General features: G+C 33.6%; 21 protein-coding genes and 1 other annotated feature. Of the genes, 3 read left to right on the forward strand and 18 right to left on the reverse strand.

Translation table 11 applies throughout. From position 1 onward, the window contains the following. Positions 1–92 precede the first annotated feature (92 nt). The 12 genes from DWZ53_RS05720 to rplK form a co-directional block, all read right to left on the reverse strand. Positions 93–404, reverse strand: a complete 312-nt coding sequence (locus DWZ53_RS05720; protein WP_118432738.1) for a PTS lactose/cellobiose transporter subunit IIA — start codon at positions 402–404, stop codon at positions 93–95. 142 nt (positions 405–546) lie between these two features. Continuing rightward, positions 547–1731, reverse strand: a complete 1185-nt coding sequence (gene tuf, locus DWZ53_RS05725; protein ID WP_118432739.1) for an elongation factor Tu — start codon at positions 1729–1731, stop codon at positions 547–549. Positions 1732–1822: 91 nt separating this feature from the next. Then, a complete protein-coding gene (fusA, locus tag DWZ53_RS05730; protein ID WP_118432740.1) occupies positions 1823–3898 on the reverse strand; it encodes an elongation factor G in 2076 nt (691 codons plus the stop codon). 36 nt (positions 3899–3934) lie between these two features. Next, positions 3935–4405, reverse strand: a complete 471-nt coding sequence (rpsG, locus tag DWZ53_RS05735) for a 30S ribosomal protein S7 (RefSeq protein ID WP_118432741.1) — start codon at positions 4403–4405, stop codon at positions 3935–3937. A 31-nt stretch (positions 4406–4436) separates the two neighbouring features. Further along, positions 4437–4850 (reverse strand): 30S ribosomal protein S12, encoded by a 414-nt coding sequence (rpsL, locus tag DWZ53_RS05740; protein WP_118432742.1) that lies wholly within the window; start codon positions 4848–4850, stop codon positions 4437–4439. A gap of 183 nt (positions 4851–5033) precedes the next feature. After that, positions 5034–8687 (reverse strand): DNA-directed RNA polymerase subunit beta', encoded by a 3654-nt coding sequence (rpoC, locus tag DWZ53_RS05745; RefSeq protein ID WP_118432743.1) that lies wholly within the window; start codon positions 8685–8687, stop codon positions 5034–5036. 13 nt (positions 8688–8700) lie between these two features. Then, positions 8701–12345 (reverse strand): DNA-directed RNA polymerase subunit beta, encoded by a 3645-nt coding sequence (gene rpoB / locus DWZ53_RS05750; protein WP_118432744.1) that lies wholly within the window; start codon positions 12343–12345, stop codon positions 8701–8703. Between the two features lie 173 nt (positions 12346–12518). Further along, the gene (locus DWZ53_RS05755) at positions 12519–13112 is read right to left on the reverse strand and encodes a class I SAM-dependent methyltransferase (RefSeq protein ID WP_118432745.1); all 594 of its coding nucleotides are present in this window, start codon (positions 13110–13112) and stop codon (positions 12519–12521) included. Positions 13113–13168: 56 nt separating this feature from the next. Next, a complete protein-coding gene (rplL, locus tag DWZ53_RS05760) occupies positions 13169–13540 on the reverse strand; it encodes a 50S ribosomal protein L7/L12 (protein WP_118432746.1) in 372 nt (123 codons plus the stop codon). 54 nt (positions 13541–13594) lie between these two features. Continuing rightward, on the reverse strand, positions 13595–14122 hold the full coding sequence (gene rplJ, locus DWZ53_RS05765; RefSeq protein WP_118432747.1) for a 50S ribosomal protein L10: 528 nt from the start codon (positions 14120–14122) through the stop codon (positions 13595–13597). A 35-nt stretch (positions 14123–14157) separates the two neighbouring features. Then, positions 14158–14272 (reverse strand) — a sequence feature (ribosomal protein L10 leader region). A 10-nt stretch (positions 14273–14282) separates the two neighbouring features. After that, the gene (gene rplA / locus DWZ53_RS05770) at positions 14283–14975 is read right to left on the reverse strand and encodes a 50S ribosomal protein L1 (RefSeq protein WP_118432748.1); all 693 of its coding nucleotides are present in this window, start codon (positions 14973–14975) and stop codon (positions 14283–14285) included. 48 nt (positions 14976–15023) lie between these two features. Next, entirely contained in the window at positions 15024–15446 is a 423-nt protein-coding gene (gene rplK / locus DWZ53_RS05775; protein ID WP_118432749.1) for a 50S ribosomal protein L11, read from the reverse strand. Positions 15447–15661: 215 nt separating this feature from the next. On the opposite strand from rplK, the gene DWZ53_RS05780 reads away from it, so the two are divergent. Next, complete coding sequence (locus tag DWZ53_RS05780; RefSeq protein ID WP_118432750.1) at positions 15662–16534, forward strand: 6-phosphofructokinase; 873 nt, start codon at positions 15662–15664, stop codon at positions 16532–16534. A 57-nt stretch (positions 16535–16591) separates the two neighbouring features. On the opposite strand, the gene tpiA is transcribed toward DWZ53_RS05780, so the two are convergent. Together tpiA and pgk are read right to left on the reverse strand one after the other, a co-directional pair. Continuing rightward, the gene (gene tpiA / locus DWZ53_RS05785) at positions 16592–17335 is read right to left on the reverse strand and encodes a triose-phosphate isomerase (protein WP_118432792.1); all 744 of its coding nucleotides are present in this window, start codon (positions 17333–17335) and stop codon (positions 16592–16594) included. A 19-nt stretch (positions 17336–17354) separates the two neighbouring features. Further along, on the reverse strand, positions 17355–18539 hold the full coding sequence (pgk, locus tag DWZ53_RS05790; protein WP_118432751.1) for a phosphoglycerate kinase: 1185 nt from the start codon (positions 18537–18539) through the stop codon (positions 17355–17357). An 84-nt stretch (positions 18540–18623) separates the two neighbouring features. Here pgk and DWZ53_RS05795 point away from each other — a divergent pair, with 84 nt between their 5' ends. Beyond that, positions 18624–18938 (forward strand): rhodanese-like domain-containing protein, encoded by a 315-nt coding sequence (locus tag DWZ53_RS05795; protein WP_118432752.1) that lies wholly within the window; start codon positions 18624–18626, stop codon positions 18936–18938. Here DWZ53_RS05795 and DWZ53_RS05800 read toward each other — a convergent pair. Beyond that, positions 18927–19769, reverse strand: a complete 843-nt coding sequence (locus DWZ53_RS05800; protein ID WP_118432753.1) for a YitT family protein — start codon at positions 19767–19769, stop codon at positions 18927–18929. The two genes, DWZ53_RS05795 and DWZ53_RS05800, sit on opposite strands and share 12 nt — an antisense overlap. 84 nt (positions 19770–19853) lie before the next feature. On the opposite strand from DWZ53_RS05800, the gene DWZ53_RS05805 reads away from it, so the two are divergent. Beyond that, positions 19854–20498 (forward strand): Crp/Fnr family transcriptional regulator, encoded by a 645-nt coding sequence (locus DWZ53_RS05805; protein WP_118432754.1) that lies wholly within the window; start codon positions 19854–19856, stop codon positions 20496–20498. A 6-nt stretch (positions 20499–20504) separates the two neighbouring features. On the opposite strand, the gene DWZ53_RS05810 is transcribed toward DWZ53_RS05805, so the two are convergent. The 3 genes from DWZ53_RS05810 to ilvD form a co-directional block, all read right to left on the reverse strand. Next, positions 20505–21362 carry a YitT family protein gene (locus DWZ53_RS05810; RefSeq protein ID WP_118432755.1) on the reverse strand — a complete coding sequence of 286 codons (858 nt, stop codon included), beginning with the start codon at positions 21360–21362 and terminating at the stop codon, positions 20505–20507. Positions 21363–21466: 104 nt separating this feature from the next. Beyond that, positions 21467–23146, reverse strand: coding sequence for a biosynthetic-type acetolactate synthase large subunit (ilvB, locus tag DWZ53_RS05815; RefSeq protein ID WP_118432756.1), 1680 nt, complete (start codon positions 23144–23146; stop codon positions 21467–21469). An 18-nt stretch (positions 23147–23164) separates the two neighbouring features. Further along, the gene (ilvD, locus tag DWZ53_RS05820; protein ID WP_118432757.1) at positions 23165–24841 is read right to left on the reverse strand and encodes a dihydroxy-acid dehydratase; all 1677 of its coding nucleotides are present in this window, start codon (positions 24839–24841) and stop codon (positions 23165–23167) included. Positions 24842–24844: the final 3 nt, after the last annotated feature.

A 24844-nucleotide genomic window follows, 5' to 3' on the forward strand; every position in this document is an offset into this window, starting at 1 on the left:
TCTTTTCTTGCCTTTGTAAAGTGTTTTCTTTAAATTAAATAAAAAAAACACATTAGATTGATATCCAATGTGTTTAGTCATTGACTTTATTATTATTTTTCAATTTTTTTGTATAAATCAATGAATTCTTGAGCTAAATCGATAACAACTAATGCAGTCATTAAATGATCTTGTGCATGAACCATTAATAAATTTAATGGAGCTTTTTCTCCTCTAATTTCAGCTTGAATTAATTCAGTTTGTGAATGATGTGCTTCATTAACTGTTTCTTTAGCTGTTTGTAATGATTCTTCAGCTTTAGCAATATCTCCAGCTTTTGCATATTGAATAGCTTCAATTGCAGAGCTACGTGCACTACCACTGTTTACGATTAAGTTAATTACTACTTGTTCTTGTTCATCCATTTTAATATCTCCTTACAACACATATATATTTCAGATTCATATCTGCATTCTTATTTTATCAAACAAACAAGTTATATTCAAGCGCTTTCCCTGTTTTTCATAATATAAAAAAGATACTCATTAGAGTATCTTTTTGAATCTATTATTCGATAATATCAGAGATATTTCCAGAACCTACAGTTCTACCACCTTCACGGATAGAGAATTTAGTTCCTTTTTCGATAGCGATTGGGTGAATTAATTCAACTGTTAATTCTACGTTATCTCCAGGCATAACCATTTCTACACCTTCTGGTAATTCAATTACACCAGTAATGTCAGTAGTTCTGAAGTAGAATTGTGGTCTGTAGTTAGCGAAGAATGGTGTATGACGTCCACCTTCGTCTTTAGATAATACATAAACTTGAGATTTGAATTTTCTATGTGGATGTACTGATCCAGGTTTTGCTAATACTTGTCCACGTTGAATTTGATCACGGTTGATACCACGTAATAATACACCAATGTTATCTCCTGATTCAGCGTAATCTAATAATTTACGGAACATTTCGATACCAGTAGCAACTGTTTTTTGAGTTTCTTTGATACCAACGATTTCTAATTCATCATTTAAGTTTAATTGTCCACGTTCAACACGTCCAGTAGCAACTGTACCACGTCCAGTGATTGTGAATACGTCTTCAACTGGCATTAAGAATGGTTTATCAGTATCTCTAGTTGGTGTTGGAATATAAGTATCTACAGCATCCATTAATTCATGAATAGCTGGAACCCATTTTGGATCTCCTTCTAATGCTTTTAAAGCAGATCCACGGATAACTGGAGTATCATCTCCTGGGAATCCGTATTCATTTAATAATTCACGAACTTCCATTTCAACTAATTCTAATAATTCTTCGTCATCAACCATATCACATTTATTTAAGAATACGATGATGTAAGGTACACCTACTTGACGAGATAATAAGATATGTTCTCTAGTTTGAGGCATAGGTCCATCAGTAGCAGCTACTACTAAGATAGCACCATCCATTTGAGCTGCACCAGTAATCATGTTTTTGATGTAGTCAGCATGACCTGGACAGTCTACGTGTGCATAGTGACGAGTAGCAGTTTGATATTCAACGTGTGCAGTGTTGATTGTGATACCACGTTCTTTTTCTTCTGGAGCAGCATCGATAGCAGCATAATCCATTGCTTGTGCTTGTCCATCTTTAGATAATACAGTTGTAATTGCAGCTGTTAAAGTTGTTTTACCATGGTCAACGTGACCAATTGTTCCGATATTAACGTGCGCTTTTGAGCGGTCAAATTTTTCCTTAGCCATTTAAGGTTCCTCCTATATTTATTTAAAATTTCGTACATTAACATTCTAATTTATTTATTTGAAAAAATCAATATAATTTTAGTTTTGAAAATTAGTTATTTCCACCATTTTTCTTAATGATTTCTTCTTTAATTGATTTTGGTACTGGTTCATATCTATCAAATCTCATAGTGTAGTTACCACGACCTTGAGTGAAAGATCTTAAATCAGTAGCATATCCGAACATTTCTGATAAAGGAACAGATGCTTGTACAGATACAGCGTTTCCTCTTTCTTCTTGTCCTTCAATCATACCACGTCTAGAAGATACGTCTCCCATAACGCTTCCTAAGTATTCAGATGGTGCAGTAATTTCTACAGCCATAATTGGTTCAAGAATGACTGGATCACATTTCTTACCTGCAGCTTTAAGTGCTAAACTTGCAGCAACTTTATAAGCCATTTCTGATGAATCGACATCATGGTAAGAACCATCAAATAATGTAGCTTTGATATCTAATACTGGATATCCTGCAATCATACCACCTTCTAGTGCATCTTCAAGACCCACTTTTACAGAGTTGATATATTCTCTAGGGACAGCTCCCCCAACGATTGCATCAACGAATTCAAATCCTTTACCTTCATTAGGTTCAAATTTGATCCATACGTGACCGTATTGTCCACGACCACCAGATTGTTTTACATATTTACCTTCACATTCAGCAGCACTTGTGATAGTTTCACGATATGCTACTTGTGGAGCACCAACATTAGCTTCTACTTTGAATTCTCTCTTTAAACGATCAACGATAACGTCTAAGTGTAACTCACCCATACCAGCGATAACTGTATCTCCAGTTTCAGGGTTTGTATATGTTCTGAATGTAGGATCTTCTTCAGCTAATTTAGCTAATCCCATACCTAATTTATCTTGATCTTGTTTAGTTTTTGGTTCAATAGCTAATTCGATAACTGGTTCAGGGAATTCCATTTTTTCAAGAATAACGAAATTCTTTTCATCACAGATAGTATCCCCAGTTGTAGTGTTTTTGAAACCTACAGCTGCTGCGATATCTCCAGCGTAAACTTCTTCGATTTCATTACGTTTATTGGCATGCATTTGTAAAATACGTCCTAAACGTTCTTTTTTGTTTTTAGTCGAGTTTAATACATAACTTCCTGATTTTACAGTACCAGAGTACACACGGAAGAAAGTTAATTTTCCAACAAATGGATCAGCCATGATTTTGAATGCTAAAGCTGAGAACGGTTCATCATCAGATGCATGTCTTTCAACTTCGTTATCATTTTCATCATGTCCTTTAATTGAAGGAATATCAGTAGGTGCAGGTAAATAATCAATTACTGCATCTAACATTGGTTGAACACCTTTGTCTTTGTAAGCTGAACCACATAATACTGGGAATAATTCTACAGCTAATGTTCCTTTACGGATAGCAGCTTTGATTTCTTCTTCAGTTGGTTCTTCTTCTTCTAAGACTTTCATCATTAAGTCATCATCATAAGAAGCAGCTTCATCTAACATTTTTGAACGGTATTCTTTAGCTTGTTCCATATATTCTTCTGGGATATCTTTGTAAACAACGTTTTCACCTTTATCCCCTTCAAAATATACGGCTTTCATTTTAATTAAGTCAATAATACCTTCGAAAGTATCTTCAGCACCAATTGGTAATTGAACTGCGATACCACGAACACCTAATCTTTTTTCTAAAGATTCTAATGACATAATAAAGTCTGCCCCAGTTGCATCCATTTTATTACAGAATACAATACGAGGTACTCCATAAGTTGTTGCTTGACGCCAAACAGTTTCAGTTTGAGGTTCAACACCAGCTTTTGAGTCTAATACAGTAACAGCACCATCTAATACACGTAATGAACGTTCAACTTCTACAGTGAAGTCTACATGGCCCGGTGTATCGATAATGTTTACACGATATCCATTCCATTGAGCAGTTGTTGCTGCTGATGTAATTGTGATACCACGTTCTTGTTCTTGTTCCATCCAGTCCATTTGTGATGCACCTTCGTGTGTTTCACCGATTTTGTGGATTTTACCAGTGTAATAAAGGACACGTTCAGTTGTTGTTGTTTTACCAGCATCAATATGAGCCATGATCCCAATATTACGAGTTTTCTCTAACGAAAATTCACGAGACATAATCTTTCTCCTTTCAATATATTATTAACTACTTTATTACCAACGGAAATGAGCGAATGCTTTATTAGCTTCAGCCATTTTATGAGTATCTTCTTTTTTCTTAACAGAAGCTCCTGTTCCGTTTGAAGCATCAATAATTTCGTTTGCTAAACGATCAACCATAGTTTTTTCGTTTCTTAAACGTGAATAGTTAACTAACCATCTTAACCCTAAAGTCATTCTTCTTTCAGCTGAAACTTCAACTGGTACTTGGTAGTTAGCACCACCAATACGTCTAACTTTAAGTTCTAATACTGGCATAATATTATTGATTGCTTGATCAAATACTTCCATTGCTGAGTTTCCAGTTTTTTCTTCAACTTTTTTAAATGCATCATATAAGATGTTTTGAGCAACACCTTTTTTACCATCTAACATAATGTTGTTGATTAATTTAGAAATAGTTTTAGAGTTGTATACTGGATCAGGTAGAACGTCTCTTTTAGCAACTTGACCTTTTCTTGCCATTTATATTTCCTCCTATACTAATTTGTAATTTTTAAGCTTTTGGTTTTTTAGCTCCGTATCTTGAACGAGCTTGTTTACGATCGTTAACACCAGCACAGTCCATAGTACCACGAATAATATGGTAACGTACCCCTGGTAAATCCTTAACACGACCACCACGAATTAAAACAACACTATGTTCTTGTAAGTTATGTCCAATTCCTGGAATATATGCAGTTACTTCCATACCATTTGATAATCTAACACGGGCATATTTACGTAAAGCTGAGTTAGGTTTCTTAGGTGTCATAGTAGCAACACGCGTACAAACACCACGCTTTTGAGGTGATTTAGTACTTGTAGCTTTTTTAGCTAAAGAGTTGTAACCTCTATTTAAAGCAGGTGATTTTGATTTTGTTGTTTTGTCTGAACGACCTTGTCTAACTAATTGATTAATTGTAGGCATTTCTTTCTCCTTTCTTGATAACACACAATACCGGGTGTTTCATAATTAACAGTAAAATAATGTACTCTTCTTTGAGTACCGTAGATTATAATATATGAAACCATTTAAAAAGTCAACAATAATTTAAAATTATTTGATAAAATCAATCATTTTTAAAAACAGGAGCCAAATGGCTCCTGTTGATTATTCTTCTACATGATCAATGTGAGATTCATTACCATCTAAAGCAGCTAATTGTTGAGCTTCAGCTTCGGCTTTTTCCCTAGCAATTCTTTCTGGTGATTTTAATGGACCACGAAGTCCTGTACCAGCTGGTAATAATTTACCAATAAGAACATTTTCTTTTAATCCTTTTAAGTAATCTTTCTTACCTTTAATAGATGCATCAGTTAAGATTTTTGTAGTTTCTTGGAATGATGCAGCTGATAAGAATGAATCTGTTTCAAGAGATGCTTTTGTGATACCTAATAAGATAGGTCTACCTACAGCTGGATGTTTACCTGCTTTTAATGCTTCTCTATTTAATTCAGTAAATGTAGTTGTATTAACATGTGTACCAGGAAGTGAACCAGTATCTCCACCTTCAATGATTCTCATTTTCTTTAACATTTGACGAACAATAATTTCAATATGTTTATCAGAAATTTCGATACCTTGAATACGATATACCTTTTGAACTTCCTTGATAATATATCTTTCAACTGCTTCTGTATCAGCAACAGCTAATAATTCTTTTGGATCAATTGATCCTTTAGTAATCTTATTACCTACAGAAATATGATCACCAACTTGGACACGTAATTTAGCACCATATGGAGTTAAATAACTTCTTGTTTCTAAATCATTTGTAACAACAACTTCCATTCTTCCTGAATTATCAATAATATTTGTAACTTCACCATCAATTTCAGAAATGATAGATTTAGCTTTTGGATTTCTTGCTTCAAATAACTCTTGAATACGAGGTAACCCTTGAGTGATATCAGCACCACCGGCAACCCCACCATCATGGAATGTACGCATTGTAAGCTGTGTACCTGGTTCACCGATTGATTGTGCAGCCATAATACCTACAGCTTCACCTAACTCAACAACATCACCTGTAGCTAAGTTACGACCATAACATTTTCTACAAATTCCACCTTTAGCTACACATCCAAGAACTGAACGAATTTCAACTTCTTTAATTCCTGCATCACAAACTTCTTTAGCGTTTTGTTCAGTGAATAATTCACCTGCACCAACTAATAATTGTTTTGTTTCAGGATGATAAATATCTTTTTGTGAATAACGACCAACTAGACGGTCAAATAATGGAACAATAACTGCATTATCATCGTTGTTATATAATTCAGTGACGATAAATCCTCTATCTGTTCCACAATCTTCTTCAGAAATAACAACTTCTTGAGCTACGTCTACTAAACGACGAGTTAAGTAACCTGAATCGGCTGTCTTTAAGGCAGTATCAGTAGATCCTTTACGGGCACCATGTGTTGAAATAAAGAATTCTGATGCAGTTAAACCTTCACGGAAGGCAGACTTGATAGGTAACTCGATAGTTTCCCCTTTTGGATTTGACATTAACCCACGCATACCTACTAACTGAGTAAAGTTAGAAAGTGAACCACGGGCTCCAGAGTCAGACATGATGAAGATTGGGTTACGGTCATCAGCTTCGAACTCTTGACGAACGACTTCTTGGACTTCATCTTTAACTCCTGTCCATAATTTAATAACGCTTTGATATCTTTCAGATTCAGTTAATTTACCTTTATTATAGAAGTTTTTAATTTGTTCAAGTTTTTCATCAGCTTTGTCGAAAATTTCAAATTTAGCTTGAGGAACTTGAATATCATAAGCAGATACAGTGATACCTGCAATTGTTGAATATTTAAATCCTTGATCTTTTAACTTATCAAGCATCAAGCTTGTATCAGTTAAAGCAGAACGTTTGAATACTTCATCAATGATATTTCCTAACGCTTTTTTACCTAATGGTTTAACAGGAGCTTGAGTAGCAATATGCGCTTTAATATCTGTTCCCATAGGTACAAAGTATTTACTTGGTGTACCTTTTAAATTTTCTTTACCTGGCTCATTAATAAATGGGAATTGTCCATCAAAAATATCATTAAATAAAATCTTACCTACAGTTGTAATTAAATAACTATTGTTTTGTTCTTCAGTAAAAGTCACATTGTGTAATGAAGATGCTTTAATAGCCACTCTTGTGTGTAAGTTTACAGTCTTAGCAAAATATGCATGATCAACTTCATTACGATCAGCAAAAACAGTACCTTCACCAATAGCACCAATATCTTCTAATGTTAAGTAGTAGTTACCTAACACCATATCTTGTGATGGTGTAACGATTGGTTTACCATCTTTAGGACCTAAGATGTTTGTAGAACCTAACATTAATTGTCTTGCTTCTTGGATAGCTTCTTCACCTAGTGGTACATGGACAGCCATTTGGTCCCCATCGAAATCGGCATTGAATGCAGGAGTAACTAATGGGTGAAGACGAATAGCACGTCCTTCTACTAATTTAGGTTCGAATGCTTGAATCCCTAATCTATGAAGTGTAGGGGCACGGTTTAATAATACTGGATGTTCTTTGATGACATCTTCAACGATTGGCCAAATACGATCATCCATTTTGTCAATTAATCTTTCAGCAGCTTTAATGTTTGTTGCGATTTGTTGAGCAACTAAACCATGAATAACAAATGGTTTGAATAAGCTTAAAGCCATTTCACGTGGAATACCACATTGATACATTTTTAAATCTGGTCCTACAGCGATAACTGAACGTCCTGAATAGTCAACACGTTTTCCAAGTAAGTTTTGACGGAAACGTCCTTGTTTACCTTTTAATGTATGACTTAATGATTTTAAGGCACGTCCACCAGCTCCAGTAATTGGTTTAGAACGACGACCATTATCAATTAATGCATCAACAGCTTCTTGTAACATACGTTTTTCGTTTTGAACAATGATTGATGGTGTTCCTAATTCTAACAATTTCTTTAAACGATTATTACGAGTGATAACACGACGATATAAATCATTTAAATCGCTTGTTGCAAAACGTCCACCATCCAATTGTAACATTGGACGTAAATCAGGTGGAATAACTGGTAAAGCTTCAAGAATCATCCATTCAGGTTTATTAGTTGAACTTCTGAATGCTTCAATTGCTTCTAAACGTTTTAATAATTTAGAACGTTTTTGTCCTTGAGCTTCTTTTAATTCTTTATTTACAGCTTCAAATTCTGCATCTAAATCAACTTGTTTTAATAATGTTTGAATTGCTTCAGCACCAATTTTAGCTTCAAAAGTATTACCAAATTGTTCATAACATTTACGATAATCTCTTTCAGATAAAACTTGTTTATATTCTAAAGGTGTAGAACCTTTATCAATAACAACATAAGAAACGAAGTAAATAATTTCTTCTAATTGTTTTGGTGACATATCAAGGATTAATCCCATTCTTGATGGAATTCCTTTTAAATACCAAATGTGAGCTACTGGTGTAGCAAGTTCAATATGCCCCATACGTTCACGACGTACAGCTGATTTTGTTACTTCTACACCACAACGGTCACAAATAACACCTTTATATCTTACTTTTTTGTATTTACCACAACTACATTCCCAATCTTTTGATGGGCCAAAGATTCTTTCACAGAATAAACCATCTTTTTCAGGTTTTTGAGAACGATAATTAATAGTTTCCGGTTTTTTTACTTCACCATAAGACCATTCACGAATCTTTTCAGGAGAAGCTAATCCAATTTGGATTGATGAAAATTTATTAGTATTTGACATCTATTTATCCTCCTTATAATGATTCACTTTCTTCAATGTCTTGACCTTCTGCCAATTCATCAAATTCTTCTTCGATGACTTCATCAACGTTATCTTCTTTTTCTTCTGGTTTTGCTTTTTCTTCTTTGACAACATCTTCTTTATCAATAGAAGTTGGGAAACGACGTTCTTCGTCTTCGATATTTCTTTCATCGATCTCATTATCGTTTTCATCAAGCAAACGAATATCTAACGCTAATGCTTGTAATTCTTTCTTTAATACTCTAAATGATTCAGGTAATCCTGGTTCTGGTAATGGTTGACCTTTAACAATCGCTTCATATGTTTTTACACGACCAACAACATCATCAGATTTAACAGTTAAGATTTCACGTAATGTATAAGCAGCTCCATATGCTTCAAGAGCCCAAACTTCCATTTCCCCAAATCTTTGTCCACCATTTTGTGCTTTACCACCTAATGGTTGTTGAGTAACTAATGAGTAAGGACCAACTGAACGAGCATGTAACTTATCATCAACCATGTGTGATAATTTAACGAAGTACATAATACCTACTGAAATAGGTGAATCAAAATATTCTCCAGTACGACCAGAAATAACTGGTTGTTTACCATCTTCACTCATTCCTGCTTCTTTCATTAGACCTTCAAGATCTTCACGATGTAAACCATCAAAAGCAGGAGTTGCAATATATAAACCTAATTGTTTTGCTGCATAACCTAAATGTAATTCTAATACTTGCCCGATATTCATACGAGAAGGTACCCCTAATGGGTTAAGCATGATATCTAATGGTGTACCATCCTCTAAGTGTGGCATATCTTCAATTGGTAAGATTTTAGAAATAACCCCTTTATTACCATGACGACCAGCCATCTTATCTCCTTCAGAGATTTTACGTTTTTGAACGATGTAGACTTTAACAACACGGTTTACACCTGGTTGTAATTCATCACCATTTTTACGATCAAAGATTTTAATATCATGAACAATACCTGCCCCACCATGAGGAACACGTAAAGAGTTATCTTTTACTTCTCTTGATTTTTCACCAAAGATAGCAAGTAATAATTTTTCTTCTGCCGATAATTCAGCTTGACCTTTTGGAGTTACTTTACCAACTAAGATATCTCCTTCTTTTACTTCAGCACCAATCATGATGATACCATCACTATTTAAATTTTTACGTGCTTCATCACCAACATTAGGAATATCTCTTGTAATTTCTTCAGGTCCTAATTTTGTATCACGACATTCAATTGAATATTCATCAATATGAATAGAAGTATAAACATCTTCTTTAACTAATCTTTCTGACATAATAACGGCATCTTCATAGTTATAACCATTCCATGTCATGAATCCAACTAATACGTTTTGTCCAAGTGCTAATTCACCTTGTTCCATTGCTGGACCATCAGCTAATACTTGTCCTTTAACAACCTTTTCACCAGTCACAACGATTGGTTTATGATTAATACATGTACCAGCATTTGAAATAGCAAATTTGGATAAACGATACTTATGTTCTTCTCCATCATCTGTTGTAATAACAACCTTTTTAGCATCAACATAAGAAACATAACCATTATGTTTACTTACAACTGCAGCTCCAGAATCTCTTGCTGCTTGGTATTCCATACCTGTTCCAACAAATGGAGTATGTGGATTTAATAAAGGTACAGCCTGACGTTGCATGTTGGCACCCATCAAGGCACGAGTCGCATCATCGTTTTCCAAGAATGGAATACATGATGTTGCAACAGAAACGATTTGTTTTGGCGAAATATCGATGTAATCTACCTCTTCTCTATTTGCCATAATATTTTCACCTAAATGACGAGCAATTACCTGATCATCTAAGATTTCACCAGTTTCACTAGTGTGAACATTAGCTTGAGCAATAACGAAATTCTTTTCTTCATCTGCAGTTAAATATTGAACATCATTTTCATCAATGACACAATGATTTACTTTACGATATGGTGTTTCGATAAATCCATATTCATTAATTTTTGCATAAGATGCAAGTGTTGAAATTAACCCGATGTTTGGTCCTTCAGGAGTTTCAATTGGACAAATTCTACCGTAGTGAGATGCATGCACGTCACGAACTTCATATCCAGCACGATCACGGCTTAAACCACCAGGTCCAAGTGCAGATAAACGACGTTTATTTGTTAACTCTGCTAATGGATTAATTTGATCCATAAATTGTGATAATTGTGATGATGAGAAGAATTCTTTAATTGCTGCAGTTAATGGACGAATATTTGTTAATGATTGAGGTGTTACTGAATCTACTTCAGATAATGACATTCTTTCTTTAACAACTCTTTCCATTCTTGATAAACCAATTCTAAATTGGTTTTGAATTAATTCCCCAACAGAACGTACACGTCTGTTTCCTAAATGATCGATATCATCTAATAATCCAATACGAGCCATATGAGATACTCTATCTTCAGCAGCTAAATCATATGAATTAAAGATATCAACTAAGTTAAACATATAAGAATAAGCAGCTAACATATCAGAAATAGTAACAAATTTACTATTTAAAGATAAATCAGTACCCATAACTTTCATCACTTTAGATTTTGATTCATCCACATAAACATGAATAACTTGCACAACCCCGTTACTTTCTAAATGAGGATTTGTTTTAACTTCCATAGTATGTGCTCCTGCTTCAAAAACAGGTTTTAATGTTTCTAATACTTCTTTAGTAATTGTTGTTCCTTCTTTAGCAACAACATTTCCATCTACATCAATAACGTCTTCAGCTAAAATACGTCCAGCAATACGGTCTAATAAACTTAACTTCTTAGAAAATTTAAAACGACCTGATTTTGCTAAATCATATCTTTTAGCATCAAAGAAACGAGTATAAAGTAAGTTATTTGCACCATCTAATGTAGCTGGTTCACCTGGTCTTAACTTATTGTAAATTTCAATTAACGCTTCTTCTGTATTTGTTGTGTTATCTTTAGCTAATGTATTTCTAATAAATTCATGATCACCGAACACTTCAATGATGTCTTCATCACTAGAAAGACCTAAAGCACGTAATAATACAGTACCAGGAATTTTTCTATTACGGTCAATACGAACATTTAATACATCTTTCGCATCGTTTTCAAATTCTAACCATGTACCTCTTGAAGGAATAATACTACCTTCAAAAATAGTTTTCCCACTCTTATCTAATGCATCAGCAAAATATGCACCTGGAGAACGAACTAATTGAGAAACAATAACACGTTCTGCCCCATTGATAATGAATGTTCCTGAGTCTGTCATTAATGGGAAATCTCCCATAAATACTTCTTGTTCCTTAATTTCACCAGTACCTGAATTAACTAATCGTAAAGTAGCACGAATAGGTGCTGCATAGTTTGCATCACGATCTTTACTTTCATTAACAGAGTATTTTGGTTCATCAAAAGCACAATCAACAAACTCTAATGATAATGTTTCATTAAAGTTAGTAATTGGGTAGATATCTTCAAATACTTCTTTAATTCCTACTTCTTTAAACCATTTGTAAGAATTTGTTTGAATTTCTACTAAATTTGGTAATTCTAAAGAACCACTGATTCTTGAGTAATTACGACGAGTAATTTTACTTTTCGCTGTAGTTGTTTGATTTTCCACGTATTAACTCCACCCCTTTTTATATCTCTATTTAACTGTTTTTGAGCGCAAAAAAGCACTTAGTTTTAAACATTAATAGGCATTTTATTATGTTAGCACAAGGTTATATGCAAGTCAATAACTTTTATTGATATTTTCAATATTTTTTTAACTTATTCACAATATAAAAAAGACTATCTCTTAGTGCTTACCAAGATATAATAGCCTTTATCTCTTTTAACAATATCACAATTTCCAAAAACTTCTTCCATCTTTTTCTTAGCTGATGGTGCCCCTTGTTTTTTCTGTGATACAATCCACAATTGTCCTTGATTATTTAAAAATTTATAGGCATCACATAAAATAGAAGTAACAACTTCCTTGCCCGCTCTTACCGGAGGATTAGAAACAATAATATCATATGTTTCTTTTACATTTTGATATGTATAACTTTCAAATACTGTAACACCAACATTATTATTTTTAGCATTTTCTTTAGCAAGAAGTAATGCTCGATCATTAACATCAACCATATCCACTTTTAATTCTGGGTATAATTTCTTTAAACAAATACCAAAAGTTCCATATCCACAACCAACATCTAATAAACTTTTAGCGTGATTTGGTTTTTCAAATGCATTAAGCAAAACTTGTGAACCATAGTCAATCATCGACTTGGAAAAAACACCAATATCACTTTTAAATAAGAAATCATATTGTTTAAACCTAAAAACAAATGAAGTGGGCTCACTTTTTAAATCAGTATTATTTGTGTAATAATGTTTCATTTTCATCACCTATAAAACAAAAGAGCCTCGAAAGGCTCTTTTTTATTAAAGTCAAATTATTTAACTTCTACAGTTGCTCCAGCAGCTTCTAATTTTTCTTTAATTTCTTTTCCTTCATCAGCTGAAACGTTTTCTTTAATTACAGCAGGAACTTTGTCAACTAAACCTTTAGCATCAACTAATCCTAATCCAGTAATTTCTCTTACAGCTTTGATTACAGCAACTTTAGTTCCACCAACATCAGTTAATGTTACAGTTACTTCAGCAGGTGCAGCATCAGCAGCATCAGCTCCAGCAGCAGCAACAGCAACAGGTGCAGCAGCAGTTACATCAAATTTTTCTTCGATTGCTTTTACTAAATCGTTTAATTCTAAAATTGTAGCTTCTTCTAAGTAAGCTAAGATATCTTCATGAGTTAATTTTGCCATGATAATTGTCTCCTTTTTCTTATTTCAATATTTAATATGTTTTGTTTTTGTTTGTTATTCAGCAGCTTCTTGAGCTTCTTCTGCTGGTGCAGCTTCTTTTGCATCAGCAACTGCTTTAACAACTCTAGCGAATTTGCTAACTGGTGCTTGTAACATACCAAGTAACATTGAGTACATTCCTTCACGTCCAGGTAATTTAGCAATTTCATTAATTTCATCAACAGATAATACTTTACCTTCAACAACTCCAGTTTTAATTACTAAAGCTTCATGATCTTTAGCGAATTTAGCTAGAATTCTTGCAGGTGCTACAGCATCACTGTTACCAAAAGCGATAGCATTTGGTCCAACTAATTGATCGTTGATTTCAGCAAGGCCAGCTTCTTCAGTAGCTCTTTGAACTAATTTGTTTTTGTAAACTTTGAAATCTACATCTTCAGCACGTAAGTTTCTACGTAATTCAGTGACTTCTGCAACTGATAAACCACGATATTCAACTACAACTACAGATTGTGCTTCTTTTAATTTACCAGCGATTTCTTCAACAACGACTTTCTTTGCATTAATTGCTTCTACTGACATTGTCACACCTCCTATAAAATTTATATGCAACAATATACACGCTATATAAAACTCCCGGTAGACGGGAGTTAATGTTTAAAATAAACTTAACACCTCGGTAACAAATTAAGGTTTCCCAGTTACTGTCTACGGTATATTGATTGCGACTTTTTAATAACTACTATTTTGCAACAGCAGCTTGAACTTTAATTGCAGGTCCCATAGTAGATGAGATCACTACATTTTTCATGTAAACACCTTTTGCAGTGCTTGGTTTTAATTTAACGATTAAATCATAAATTGTGTTGAAGTTTTCAACTAATTTATCATTATCGAATGAAACTCTACCGATTGGTAAATGTACGTTTCCTTCTTTATCTGTACGGTAAGTAACTTTACCAGCTTTTGTTTCTTTAACTGCTTTAGCAACATCCATAGTTACTGTTCCAGTTTTTGGGTTAGGCATTAATCCTTTAGGACCTAAGATACGTCCTAATTTACCTAATTCAGCCATCATATCAGGAGTAGCGATCATAACTTCAAAATCTAACCATCCTTTTTTGATGTCTTCTAAAATTTCTTTTCCACCAACTACATCAGCACCTGCTTCTTGTGCTTCTTTAGCTTTTTCACCTTGAGTAACAACTAAAACTTTTTTAGTTTTACCTGTTCCATGAGGTAATACAACAGCCCCACGTAATTGTTGGTCAGCTTGTCTAACATCTAATCCTAATTTGAATGCAACATCAACACTAGCATCAAATTTAACTGTGCTTGTTTTTTTAACTAATTCTACAGCTTCTTCAACTGAATATGCTTTTCCAGCTTCAATTTGTGCAGCTGCTTCTGTATATCTTTTACTTTTCTTTGCCATGTAATTTCCTCCTTAGTGGTTATAACGGATTATCCTTCCACATGATGCTTACGCATCGAATCCTTCAACTTTAACACCCATGTTTTTAGCTGTTCCAGCAACGATTTTCATTGCAGCATCTAAATCATTTGCATTTAAGTCAGGCATTTTGTATTCAGCGATTTCTTTTAATTGATCAGCTGATAATGTACCTACAGTAGTAGTTCCTGCATTACTAGAACCTTTTTTGATTCCTAAAGCTTTCTTGATTTTTTCTGAAGCTGGTGCAGTTTTTAATTCAAAACTAAAATCTTTATCTTCATAAACAGTTAATACAACTGGTACTGTTTCACCCATACGATCTTTAGTTTGATCATTGAATGCAGTACAGAATTTAGGCATTTGAATTCCTGCTCCTGCTAACGCTGGTCCAGGTTTAGCTTGTCCAGCTTGGAATTGAATTTTCATTACTCTAACGACTTTTTTACTCACGTGACATTCCTCCTTATAAAATTTTGTCCGTGCTGTGGTCAAACAGACAGCGTCAAGTCCTTCCACGCTCAGTAACATAAACACAGTAATATACTGCGTCGCTAAAACATTATACAATATTATTCGATAAATGCAACATTTTTTTATAATTTTTTTATTCTTCTTTCCTCTTTATTCATTCATCGCTATAATATAAAAAAACGAGAGGTGAATTTATGAAAAAAATAGCTATCTTATCATCTAGCCGTGTTAGTGCCGGCATGAATACGATTATCTATCATCTATTAAAATCATGTTATAACAATCATATTGAATCATATGGTATTTTAGATGGATTTAATGGTTTAATGACAAATCAGATTATAAAACTAGAATATCAAAATTATTTAAGTATTATGAATCAAGGTGGTACTATTCTTCATACCGGTGATCCCCGTGATTTCATTAATCAAGAATATCTTGAACAAGTCATCAATCACTATTATCAAAATCAATTTGACTGTCTATTTGTCATCGGCGGTCATGGTAGTTATAACATCGCTAGAAAACTAATTAATAAAGGTATTCATTGTATTGTTATTCCTTGCACTTTAGACAATGACTATTCAGTAGGGTACAGTAGTGCCCTTGATACCCTTGTCAATATGCTAGACAAACTCTATGACACATCAAGTTCCCATCAAAAATGTACCATCATTAAAATTGAGGGATGTTCAAATAATAAACTGATTAAAGATGTTTGCTCTAGCATGGATGCTCTTTATGTGGATAACCATTCTTTATCACACCCTCAAAAATTACTCAACAAATTACAAGTTTGTTATGATACATCAAATAATGCAATGATTTTATTATCATCAAATTTTAATCAAGGTGAACAATTAAAAAACTTTATTGAAAGTAAAACTCAGTTTGAAGTAAGATACAATGATATAACATTTCTCTATCGAGGAGGTATGCCCAATGCTTACGATCGTATTCTTGCACGAAATTATGCTTATAAAGCCATAGAACTCTATAATCATCAACAGACTAATCAATATCTTAAGTTAAAAAACAATAAGGTTATCGCTGTTAATATCATATAAAAAAAGTCCCAGAAGTAATTAAACTTTTGGGACTTTATATATTTTATTCTTTATTTATTATCCTAAATTTTGAACCATTGCTAAATATGATTCTGGTTGTAATGAAGCTCCACCAACTAATGCTCCATCAATATCAGGTTGTTCTAATAAAGCTTTTAATCCTTCAGGTTTAACTGATCCACCATATTGGATTCTTACTTTATCAGCAACCTCTTGTCCATATAATTCAGCAACAACTGTTCTAATATATCCACAAACATCTTGAGCAATTTCATTAGTAGCAGTTTTACCTGTTCCAATTGCCCATACTGGTTCATAAGCAATAACAGTTCTTGAAGCACAATTTGGACATACATCTTTGAATGCACCAACAACTTGAGTTTTAACAACATCTTTAGTTGTTCCAGCTTCATATTGTTCTAATGTTTCACCAACACAAACGATAGGTGTCATATCATTTTTTAATACTTGTAACATTTTAGCGTTAACTGTTTCATCAGTTTCACCAAAATATTGTCTTCTTTCAGAGTGACCTAAGATAACCCATTCAACTCCGATTTCTTTTAACATTTCTACAGATACTTCACCAGTGAAAGCTCCGCTATCTTTGAAATGGCAGTTTTCAGCAGCAACAATTAAGTTTTTAGCTCCTGCTTTTGCAGTTTGTAATGATAAGTATGGAGTAGCAATACCCCAATCAGCAGATGCTGAAACTTTTGCATCAACTGCTTCAACAAACGCTTTAGTATCAGCGATTGTTTTATTCATTTTCCAGTTTCCTACGATAATTGGTTTTCTCATGACTTCTTTATCTCCCTTATTATTTGTCATCAATAGCAGCAATACCTGGAAGAGTTTTACCTTCCATATATTCTAATGAAGCTCCACCACCTGTTGAGATGTGAGAAACTTTATCTGCGAATCCAAGTTGCATAACAGCAGCAGCACTATCTCCACCACCGATAATAGTATTAGCATCTTCTAATTCTGCTAATGCTTCACATACAGCGATTGTTCCTTTTGCGAATGGTTCCATTTCAAATACACCCATTGGTCCATTCCATACAACAGTTTTAGCACCAGCTAAAGCAGCTTTAATATTTTCTACTGATTTAGGTCCGATATCTAATCCCATGTATCCATCAGGTACATCTTCACCGCATACTTTAATATCTCCTTCAGGAGCAAATGCAGTATTGATTACAGAATCTACTGGTAAGATTAATTTATCTCCAGCTTTAGCTAAGATATCTTTAGCTACATCTAAACGATCATCTTCAACTAAAGAGTTACCAATTGTATGCCCTTGAGCTTTTGCGAAAGTATAGCACATACCTCCACCAACGATAACTTTATCAGCAATTTTTAATAAGTTTTCGATTACTAAGATTTTATCAGAAACTTTAGCTCCACCTAAAATAGCAACCATTGGTCTTTCAGGATTGCTTACAGCTTTTCCGATATATGCGATTTCTTTTTCTACTAAGAAACCAGCAGCAGATGGTAAATGTTGAGGTATTCCTGCAGTAGAAGCATGTGCTCTATGAACAGATCCGAATGCATCTTCAACAAATACATCACCTAATGAAGCCCAATATTTTCCAAGTTCAGGATCATTTTTAGTTTCTCCAGCTTCATAACGTGTATTTTGTACTAAAATAACTTGTCCATCAATAGCATTAGCTACAGCATCTTCAAGTTCTTTTCCTCTTGTACAGTTAACGAATTGAACATTTACTCCTAATAATTCTGATAATCTAGGAGCAACTACAGCTAAATCATTTTTAGCTTTGTCTTCTTCAGTTTTAATTTTTCCTAAATGTGAGAATAATACAATTGCTTTAGGTTTTTGTTCTAATAAATATTTTAGAGTTGGTAAAGCAGCAACAATTCTATTGTCGTTTGTAATTTCTCCAGTTTCTTTGTTTCTAGGTACATTGAAGTCAACACGAACTAAGACAGTTTTTCCAGTAACTTCAATATCTTTAATAGTTTTCTTATCCATCTTTAAATCATCCTCCATGGCTGAATTATATCACTGTTACACATTGTTTTCAATTAATTTCATATTATATTATGAGGTGATTTCATGAATTCTAAACCCATTATTCAAGCCCAATTTTTATCTACTCTTTTAGCCAAAAAATATCAGTTTATTGATTTAAGAGATCCCTATGAATTTAACAAACTTCATCTTTCTCCTTTTATCAATATTCCTTTTGATTCATTTAACGAGCATATTCCCCAATTATCCAAACAAATACCCATTATTTTACTTTGTTATACTGGTCATCGTTCTTTAAAACTCGCCCAATCACTCAATCAATTAGGCTATCATGCCTATAGCGTTGAAGGTGGTTTCTATACTATTCAATATGAATTAAAGCGACACTCATCTTTCTAAAGAAAAGCCACGTCCACCCACTTCATCAACATGACTGACAACAATAAAAGCATGTTGATCAATATGTTTAATCATTTGTTTTAACATCGGTAACTTATCATAAGGAACTACCGTTAAAATAAGTTTAGACTTTTCACCACTATATCCCTTTTCAGTTTCAATAAATGTTAGTCCTGCATCACCTTGATTTAAAATGACTTGTTTCATTTGTTCATACGCATCTGAAATAACCATTAATTGTGCTAATTGACGTCCATTTGATAATGTCTTATTCATCATAAAAGCCGTTAAAACAACTGTTACAATTCCATACGTCACATGTGTTATATCATGGAAACTCATTTGTAATAACAAGATTGTTAAATCTATAAAATTCATCACGATATGTGTAGGTGCGTTGGTCTTTTTATTCACACATAAAGCAATAATATCAATTCCACCAGTAGAGCCACCTGAACGAATAACAAGACCAATTCCTATACCTATTAAACATCCTGCAAGCACAGCCGCAAGTAAAGGATCATCAAGTACATGTTTAAACATAGGATTATTTTGAAAAAAACCTAACATAACAGGGAAAACAATAGATGATAATAAAGACTTCATAACAAATTCCTTATCCATTACAACCCAACCTAAAACAAATAAAATGACATTAACCACACCTACTGTTATTGAAACTGGCAAATACATATAATGATTCATCACGACACCTATTCCTGATACCCCACCAGCAATAATATGGTTATCCAACAACAAAACTGCTACTGCAAAAGCAATCATGACATTTCCAAAAATAATCATCATCAATTTCATTAATCTTTCTCTCATACTCTCACCTCGCTTATGACTTTAACACTTTATCTTTCGTAAAATTGTAACCTATGTTACAATTTAAGCAAGGAAGTGAAAAAAATGAAACTTGATGAAAAACTATTTACATATTTCAAAAAAGCCGGTACCCAAGTAACATATCATCCTAAAGAACTCATTTATCTTCAAGAAGATCAATCTCATGAACTTTTTTTAATTTTAAAAGGAAGAGTCCGCGTTTATACTCTAACAAGCCAAGGTGATGACATCACAATTGATGTTTTAGATAAAGGAAGAATTTTTGGTGACTCATCTTTTATCCAATGTTCTTCTAGACCCACTACTGTAGAGGCTATTAATGAAGTTCAATTAATAAAATGCAAACTTAACCAATTTTATCCTTACTTGCATGAATCTCAAGAACTGACAATATCTTTGTTGCAAATCATGACTGATACCTGCAATTACCTAACAAACGCAATCAAAAGAGCATACAGTTATAATCGCTATGAAAAAGTTGCTGCATTCCTGCTTGAACTTACACAAAAGGATAACATTGAAAAGGGAATTCTTAATTCTACCATACCTTACACTCACGAAGATATCGCTAATAGTGTTGGTCTAGCAAGAGTAACTGTTTCTAAAATACTTAAGGAATTTGATCAAAAGGGTTATATAAAAAATTCATATCGTAAAATAAAAGTAGTGAATAAAAAAGCATTAGTGAACCTCATAGAGGATCGCTAATGCTTTTTAATCTAATGGTTTATTATAGAAACGACCAACATAGTTTTCTGTTTTCGTCACATTGACAATAACTTGAGGGTCTATTTTTTGTAGTAATTCAATCACATCCCCTACTTCGTAACTTGATACAATCGCTGTAAGCAAACTAACAGGTTCCCTTGAATAACCACCAAAGCCATCTAAAGCAGTAATTCCATGATGGAAATTCATGATATAAGCATCCAGTATGGGATCTTTATGTTGGGTATAAATATGTAACATAACTTGTTTGTAGCGGTTATGAAAGTTAGAAATAGTACGTGTTGATAAAAACTGAAACAAAATGGAGTATCCTGCTTTATCAAAACCAAACAAATAACCAAATATAGCAAGTAAACATGCATTAAACACAAAGACCTGCATCCAAATTTCTTTACCGCTTTTATTGGAAACATATAAAGCAATATAATCGGTACCACCACTTGAAGCATCGCCTTTTAACGCAACTGTGATACTGATGCCCCAAATAAAACCACCAAAAATAACATTCAATATTTCTTCATCAAATAACGGAAATGCTGGAACGATTTGCAAAAAGAATGAAGTTAAAAAAACTTGCATCATAGAAAAAAAGACAAATCGCTTAGATATCTTATTAGCACAAAATAATGCCACTGGAATATTTAAGCATAATAAACCTACTGAAGTTGGTATAGATACATGTACTAATTCACCTATCATATCTATAAGAATCGCAATTCCCATAAATCCACCCGATAATAAATGTGCCGGTCTAACAAATGTCTTGGTTGCCATAGCCATCATAAGTGCAGAAACAATCACACATCCTGCTGATTTTAAATTTCTTTTCGTTAGTAATTTCATAATTTTCTCCCTAAAAACATACTATATTGTACTCACTTCAAAACAATTTACAACCCTAAAAATAAAAAAGAGAATATCATTTTAAATGATACCCTCTTTTAGTATTATTTATTTTTTAAATCTGTTTCATCAAAAGCTGATGAGATTGCAGAACCAGGTGCAACCATAGGGAATACTTTGTCATCTTTTCCAATTACAACTTCAATTAAAACCGGTCCTTCATATTCCATTGCCTCTTTGATTGCAGGTGCAACTTGTTCCTTAGTTGTCACTTTAATAGCTTTACAACCTAATCCTTCAGCAACTTTACAGAAATCAACTTTATCTTCTAAAATAGTATTACTGTATCTTTCACCATAGAATAAAGTTTGCCATTGTCTTACCATTCCAAGAACATGATTATTGATAACAACTTGAATAATTGGAACATTATAACGACTTGCTGTAGCTAATTCATTCATATTCATTCTAAAGCATCCATCACCAGCAATATTGAAAACATATTTATGAGGTTGACCATATTTAGCACCAATTGCAGCACCTAAACCAAATCCCATTGTTCCAGCACCACCCGAAGTAATAAGTTGACGTGGATGACGGTAGTGATAATATTGCGCTGCCCACATTTGATGTTGACCAACATCAGTACAAATAATAGCATCACTATTTGTTAGATAATCGATTTGTTCAATAACATAAGGTCCAGTTAATTCAGTTTGATCATAACTTAATGGATATCTTTCTTTTAAATCACGAATTTCTTTTAACCATTGAGGATGACTTTGACGTTCAATCATATGATTTAATTCTTTAAGAATCATTTTAGCATCACCAACAACACCTAAATCAACAATAATATTCTTATTAATTTCTGCAGTATCAATATCAATATGAATAATTTTAGCATCTTTAGCAAATGTTGCTGTATTACCAGTAACACGATCCGAAAAACGTGCTCCAATAACAATTAATAAGTCACATTGACTGACTCCAAAGTTACTTGCTTTCGTTCCATGCATTCCAAGCATTCCTGTATAACGTGGTCTCGTATTATCAAAAGCACCTTTTCCCATTAAAGAATCTGTAACCGGTGCATCAATCTTTTCAGCAAACTCTTTAAGTTCATTGCTTGCACCAGAAGCAATTACACCACCACCAACAAAGATAAATGGTTTCTTACTTTCTTTAATCATTTCTACAACTTTTTCTAATTCTTTTGAAGAATAAGTATAAGTTCTAGGTTCAATGACTTCAGGAACTTGAGATTCAAATTCCATTTTTTCAGCAGTCACATTCTTTGTAATATCTACTAAAACAGGTCCTGGTCTACCTTCTTTAGCAATTTGGAATGCTTTTCTAATTGTAGGTACTAAATCTTTAATATCCTTAACAATAAAATTATGTTTAGTAATTGGCATTGTCACACCAGTGATATCAATTTCTTGGAAACTATCTCTACCTAAAATAGAAACTGCAACGTTAGCTGTAATTGCCACTAATGGAATAGAATCCATATAAGCTGTTGCAATTCCAGTAACTAAATTTGTTGCTCCAGGTCCAGATGTGGCCATACAAACTCCTACTCGACCTGTTGCACGTGCATAACCATCAGCAGCATGAGCCGCACCTTGTTCATGCGAAGTTAAAATATGATTAATTTTATCTTTATATTGATATAAAGCATCATAGACGTTTAGAATTGTTCCTCCTGGATAACCAAACACCGTATCAACACCTTGTTCGATTAAGCATTCACAAATTATTTCCGAACCTGTTAACATCATATTCTCTTCCCCCTTTTATTATTTTTCTTCAGGTGCTTGTAAAATAGCTCCTTTATCAGCAGATGTAACTAATGCTGCATATCTTACAAGATAACCTTTTTTGATTCTTGGTTCTCTTGGTTGCCATTTTGCTTTTCTAGCAGCCAATTCTTCATCACTTACACGTACATTCATCGAATGTTCTAAGATATTAATATCAATAATATCTCCTTCTTCAACTAAACCGATAGGTCCACCAGCAGCTGCTTCAGGTGAAACATGACCAATTGATGCTCCACGTGTAGCGCCAGAGAATCTACCATCTGTAATTAAAGCAACATCTTTATCTAATCCCATACCGGCAATTTCAGAAGTTGGTGATAACATTTCACGCATACCAGGTCCACCTTTAGGTCCTTCATAACGAATCACAACAACATCACCTTTTACAATCTTACCAGCACGAATAGCTTTAATGGCATCATCTTCACTATCAAAAACACGAGCAGGTCCAGTATGAACCATCATTTCTGGTGCTACTGCTGATTGTTTTACAACAGCACCATTTGGTGCTAAGTTTCCTTTTAATACCGCAATTCCACCATATGGTGCATAAGGATTTTCTACTGGTCTAATAATATCTGGATTTAAGTTAACACATCCTTCAATATTTTCTTTTACAGTTTTACCTGTAACAGTTATTAAATCAGTGTGTAATAAACCTAATTTATTAATTTCATTCATCACTGCATAAACACCACCAGCATCATTTAAATCTTCCATGAAAGTATCACCAGCTGGTGCTAAATGACATAAGTTTGGTGTTTTCTTAGAAATTTCATTAGCGATTTCTAAGTTTAATTCAACTCCTGCTTCATGAGCAATAGCAGGTAAATGTAACATTGAGTTAGTAGAACATCCAAGTGCCATATCAATAGTTAAAGCATTTAAGAATGCTTCTTTTGTCATAATATCACGAGGTTTAATGTCCTTTTTAATACATTCCATAACAGCCATACCAGCATGTTTAGCTAATCTAATTCTTTCACTATATACAGCAGGAATTGTTCCGTTTCCTTTTAATCCCATACCTAATACTTCAGTTAAACAGTTCATAGAGTTGGCTGTATACATTCCTGAACATGATCCACAAGTAGGACATGCTTTTGTTTCAAATTCTTTTAATTTTTCTTCCGTCATTTTACCAGCATTAAATTGCCCTACCGCTTCAAATAATGAAGATAAACAAGTTTTTTTATCATCTAGCTTACGTCCAGCTAACATAGGTCCCCCAGATACAAAAACAGTAGGAATATTTAAACGAGCAGCTGCCATTAATAAACCAGGAACGTTTTTATCACAGTTAGGAATCATAACCATTCCATCAAATTGATGAGCCATTGCTAGTGATTCCGTACTATCGGCAATTAATTCACGTGTTACTAATGAATATTTCATTCCTGTATGATTCATGGCAATACCATCACATACAGCAATAGCAGGTACTTCTACTGGTACCCCACCAGCTAAATAAATTCCTTTTTTAACAGCTTCACAAATTTTATCTAAGTTCATATGACCTGGGACAATTTCATTATATGAATTCACTACCCCAATTAATGGTCTATCTAATTCTTCTTCAGTATATCCTAAAGCATTGAATAGAGAACGATGAGGTGCTCTTTCAACACCACTTTTGACATTATCACTACGCATCTT

The sequence above is a fragment of the Coprobacillus sp. AF33-1AC genome (assembly GCF_003475785.1).
Lineage (GTDB): Bacteria > Bacillota_I > Bacilli_A > Erysipelotrichales > Coprobacillaceae > Faecalibacillus.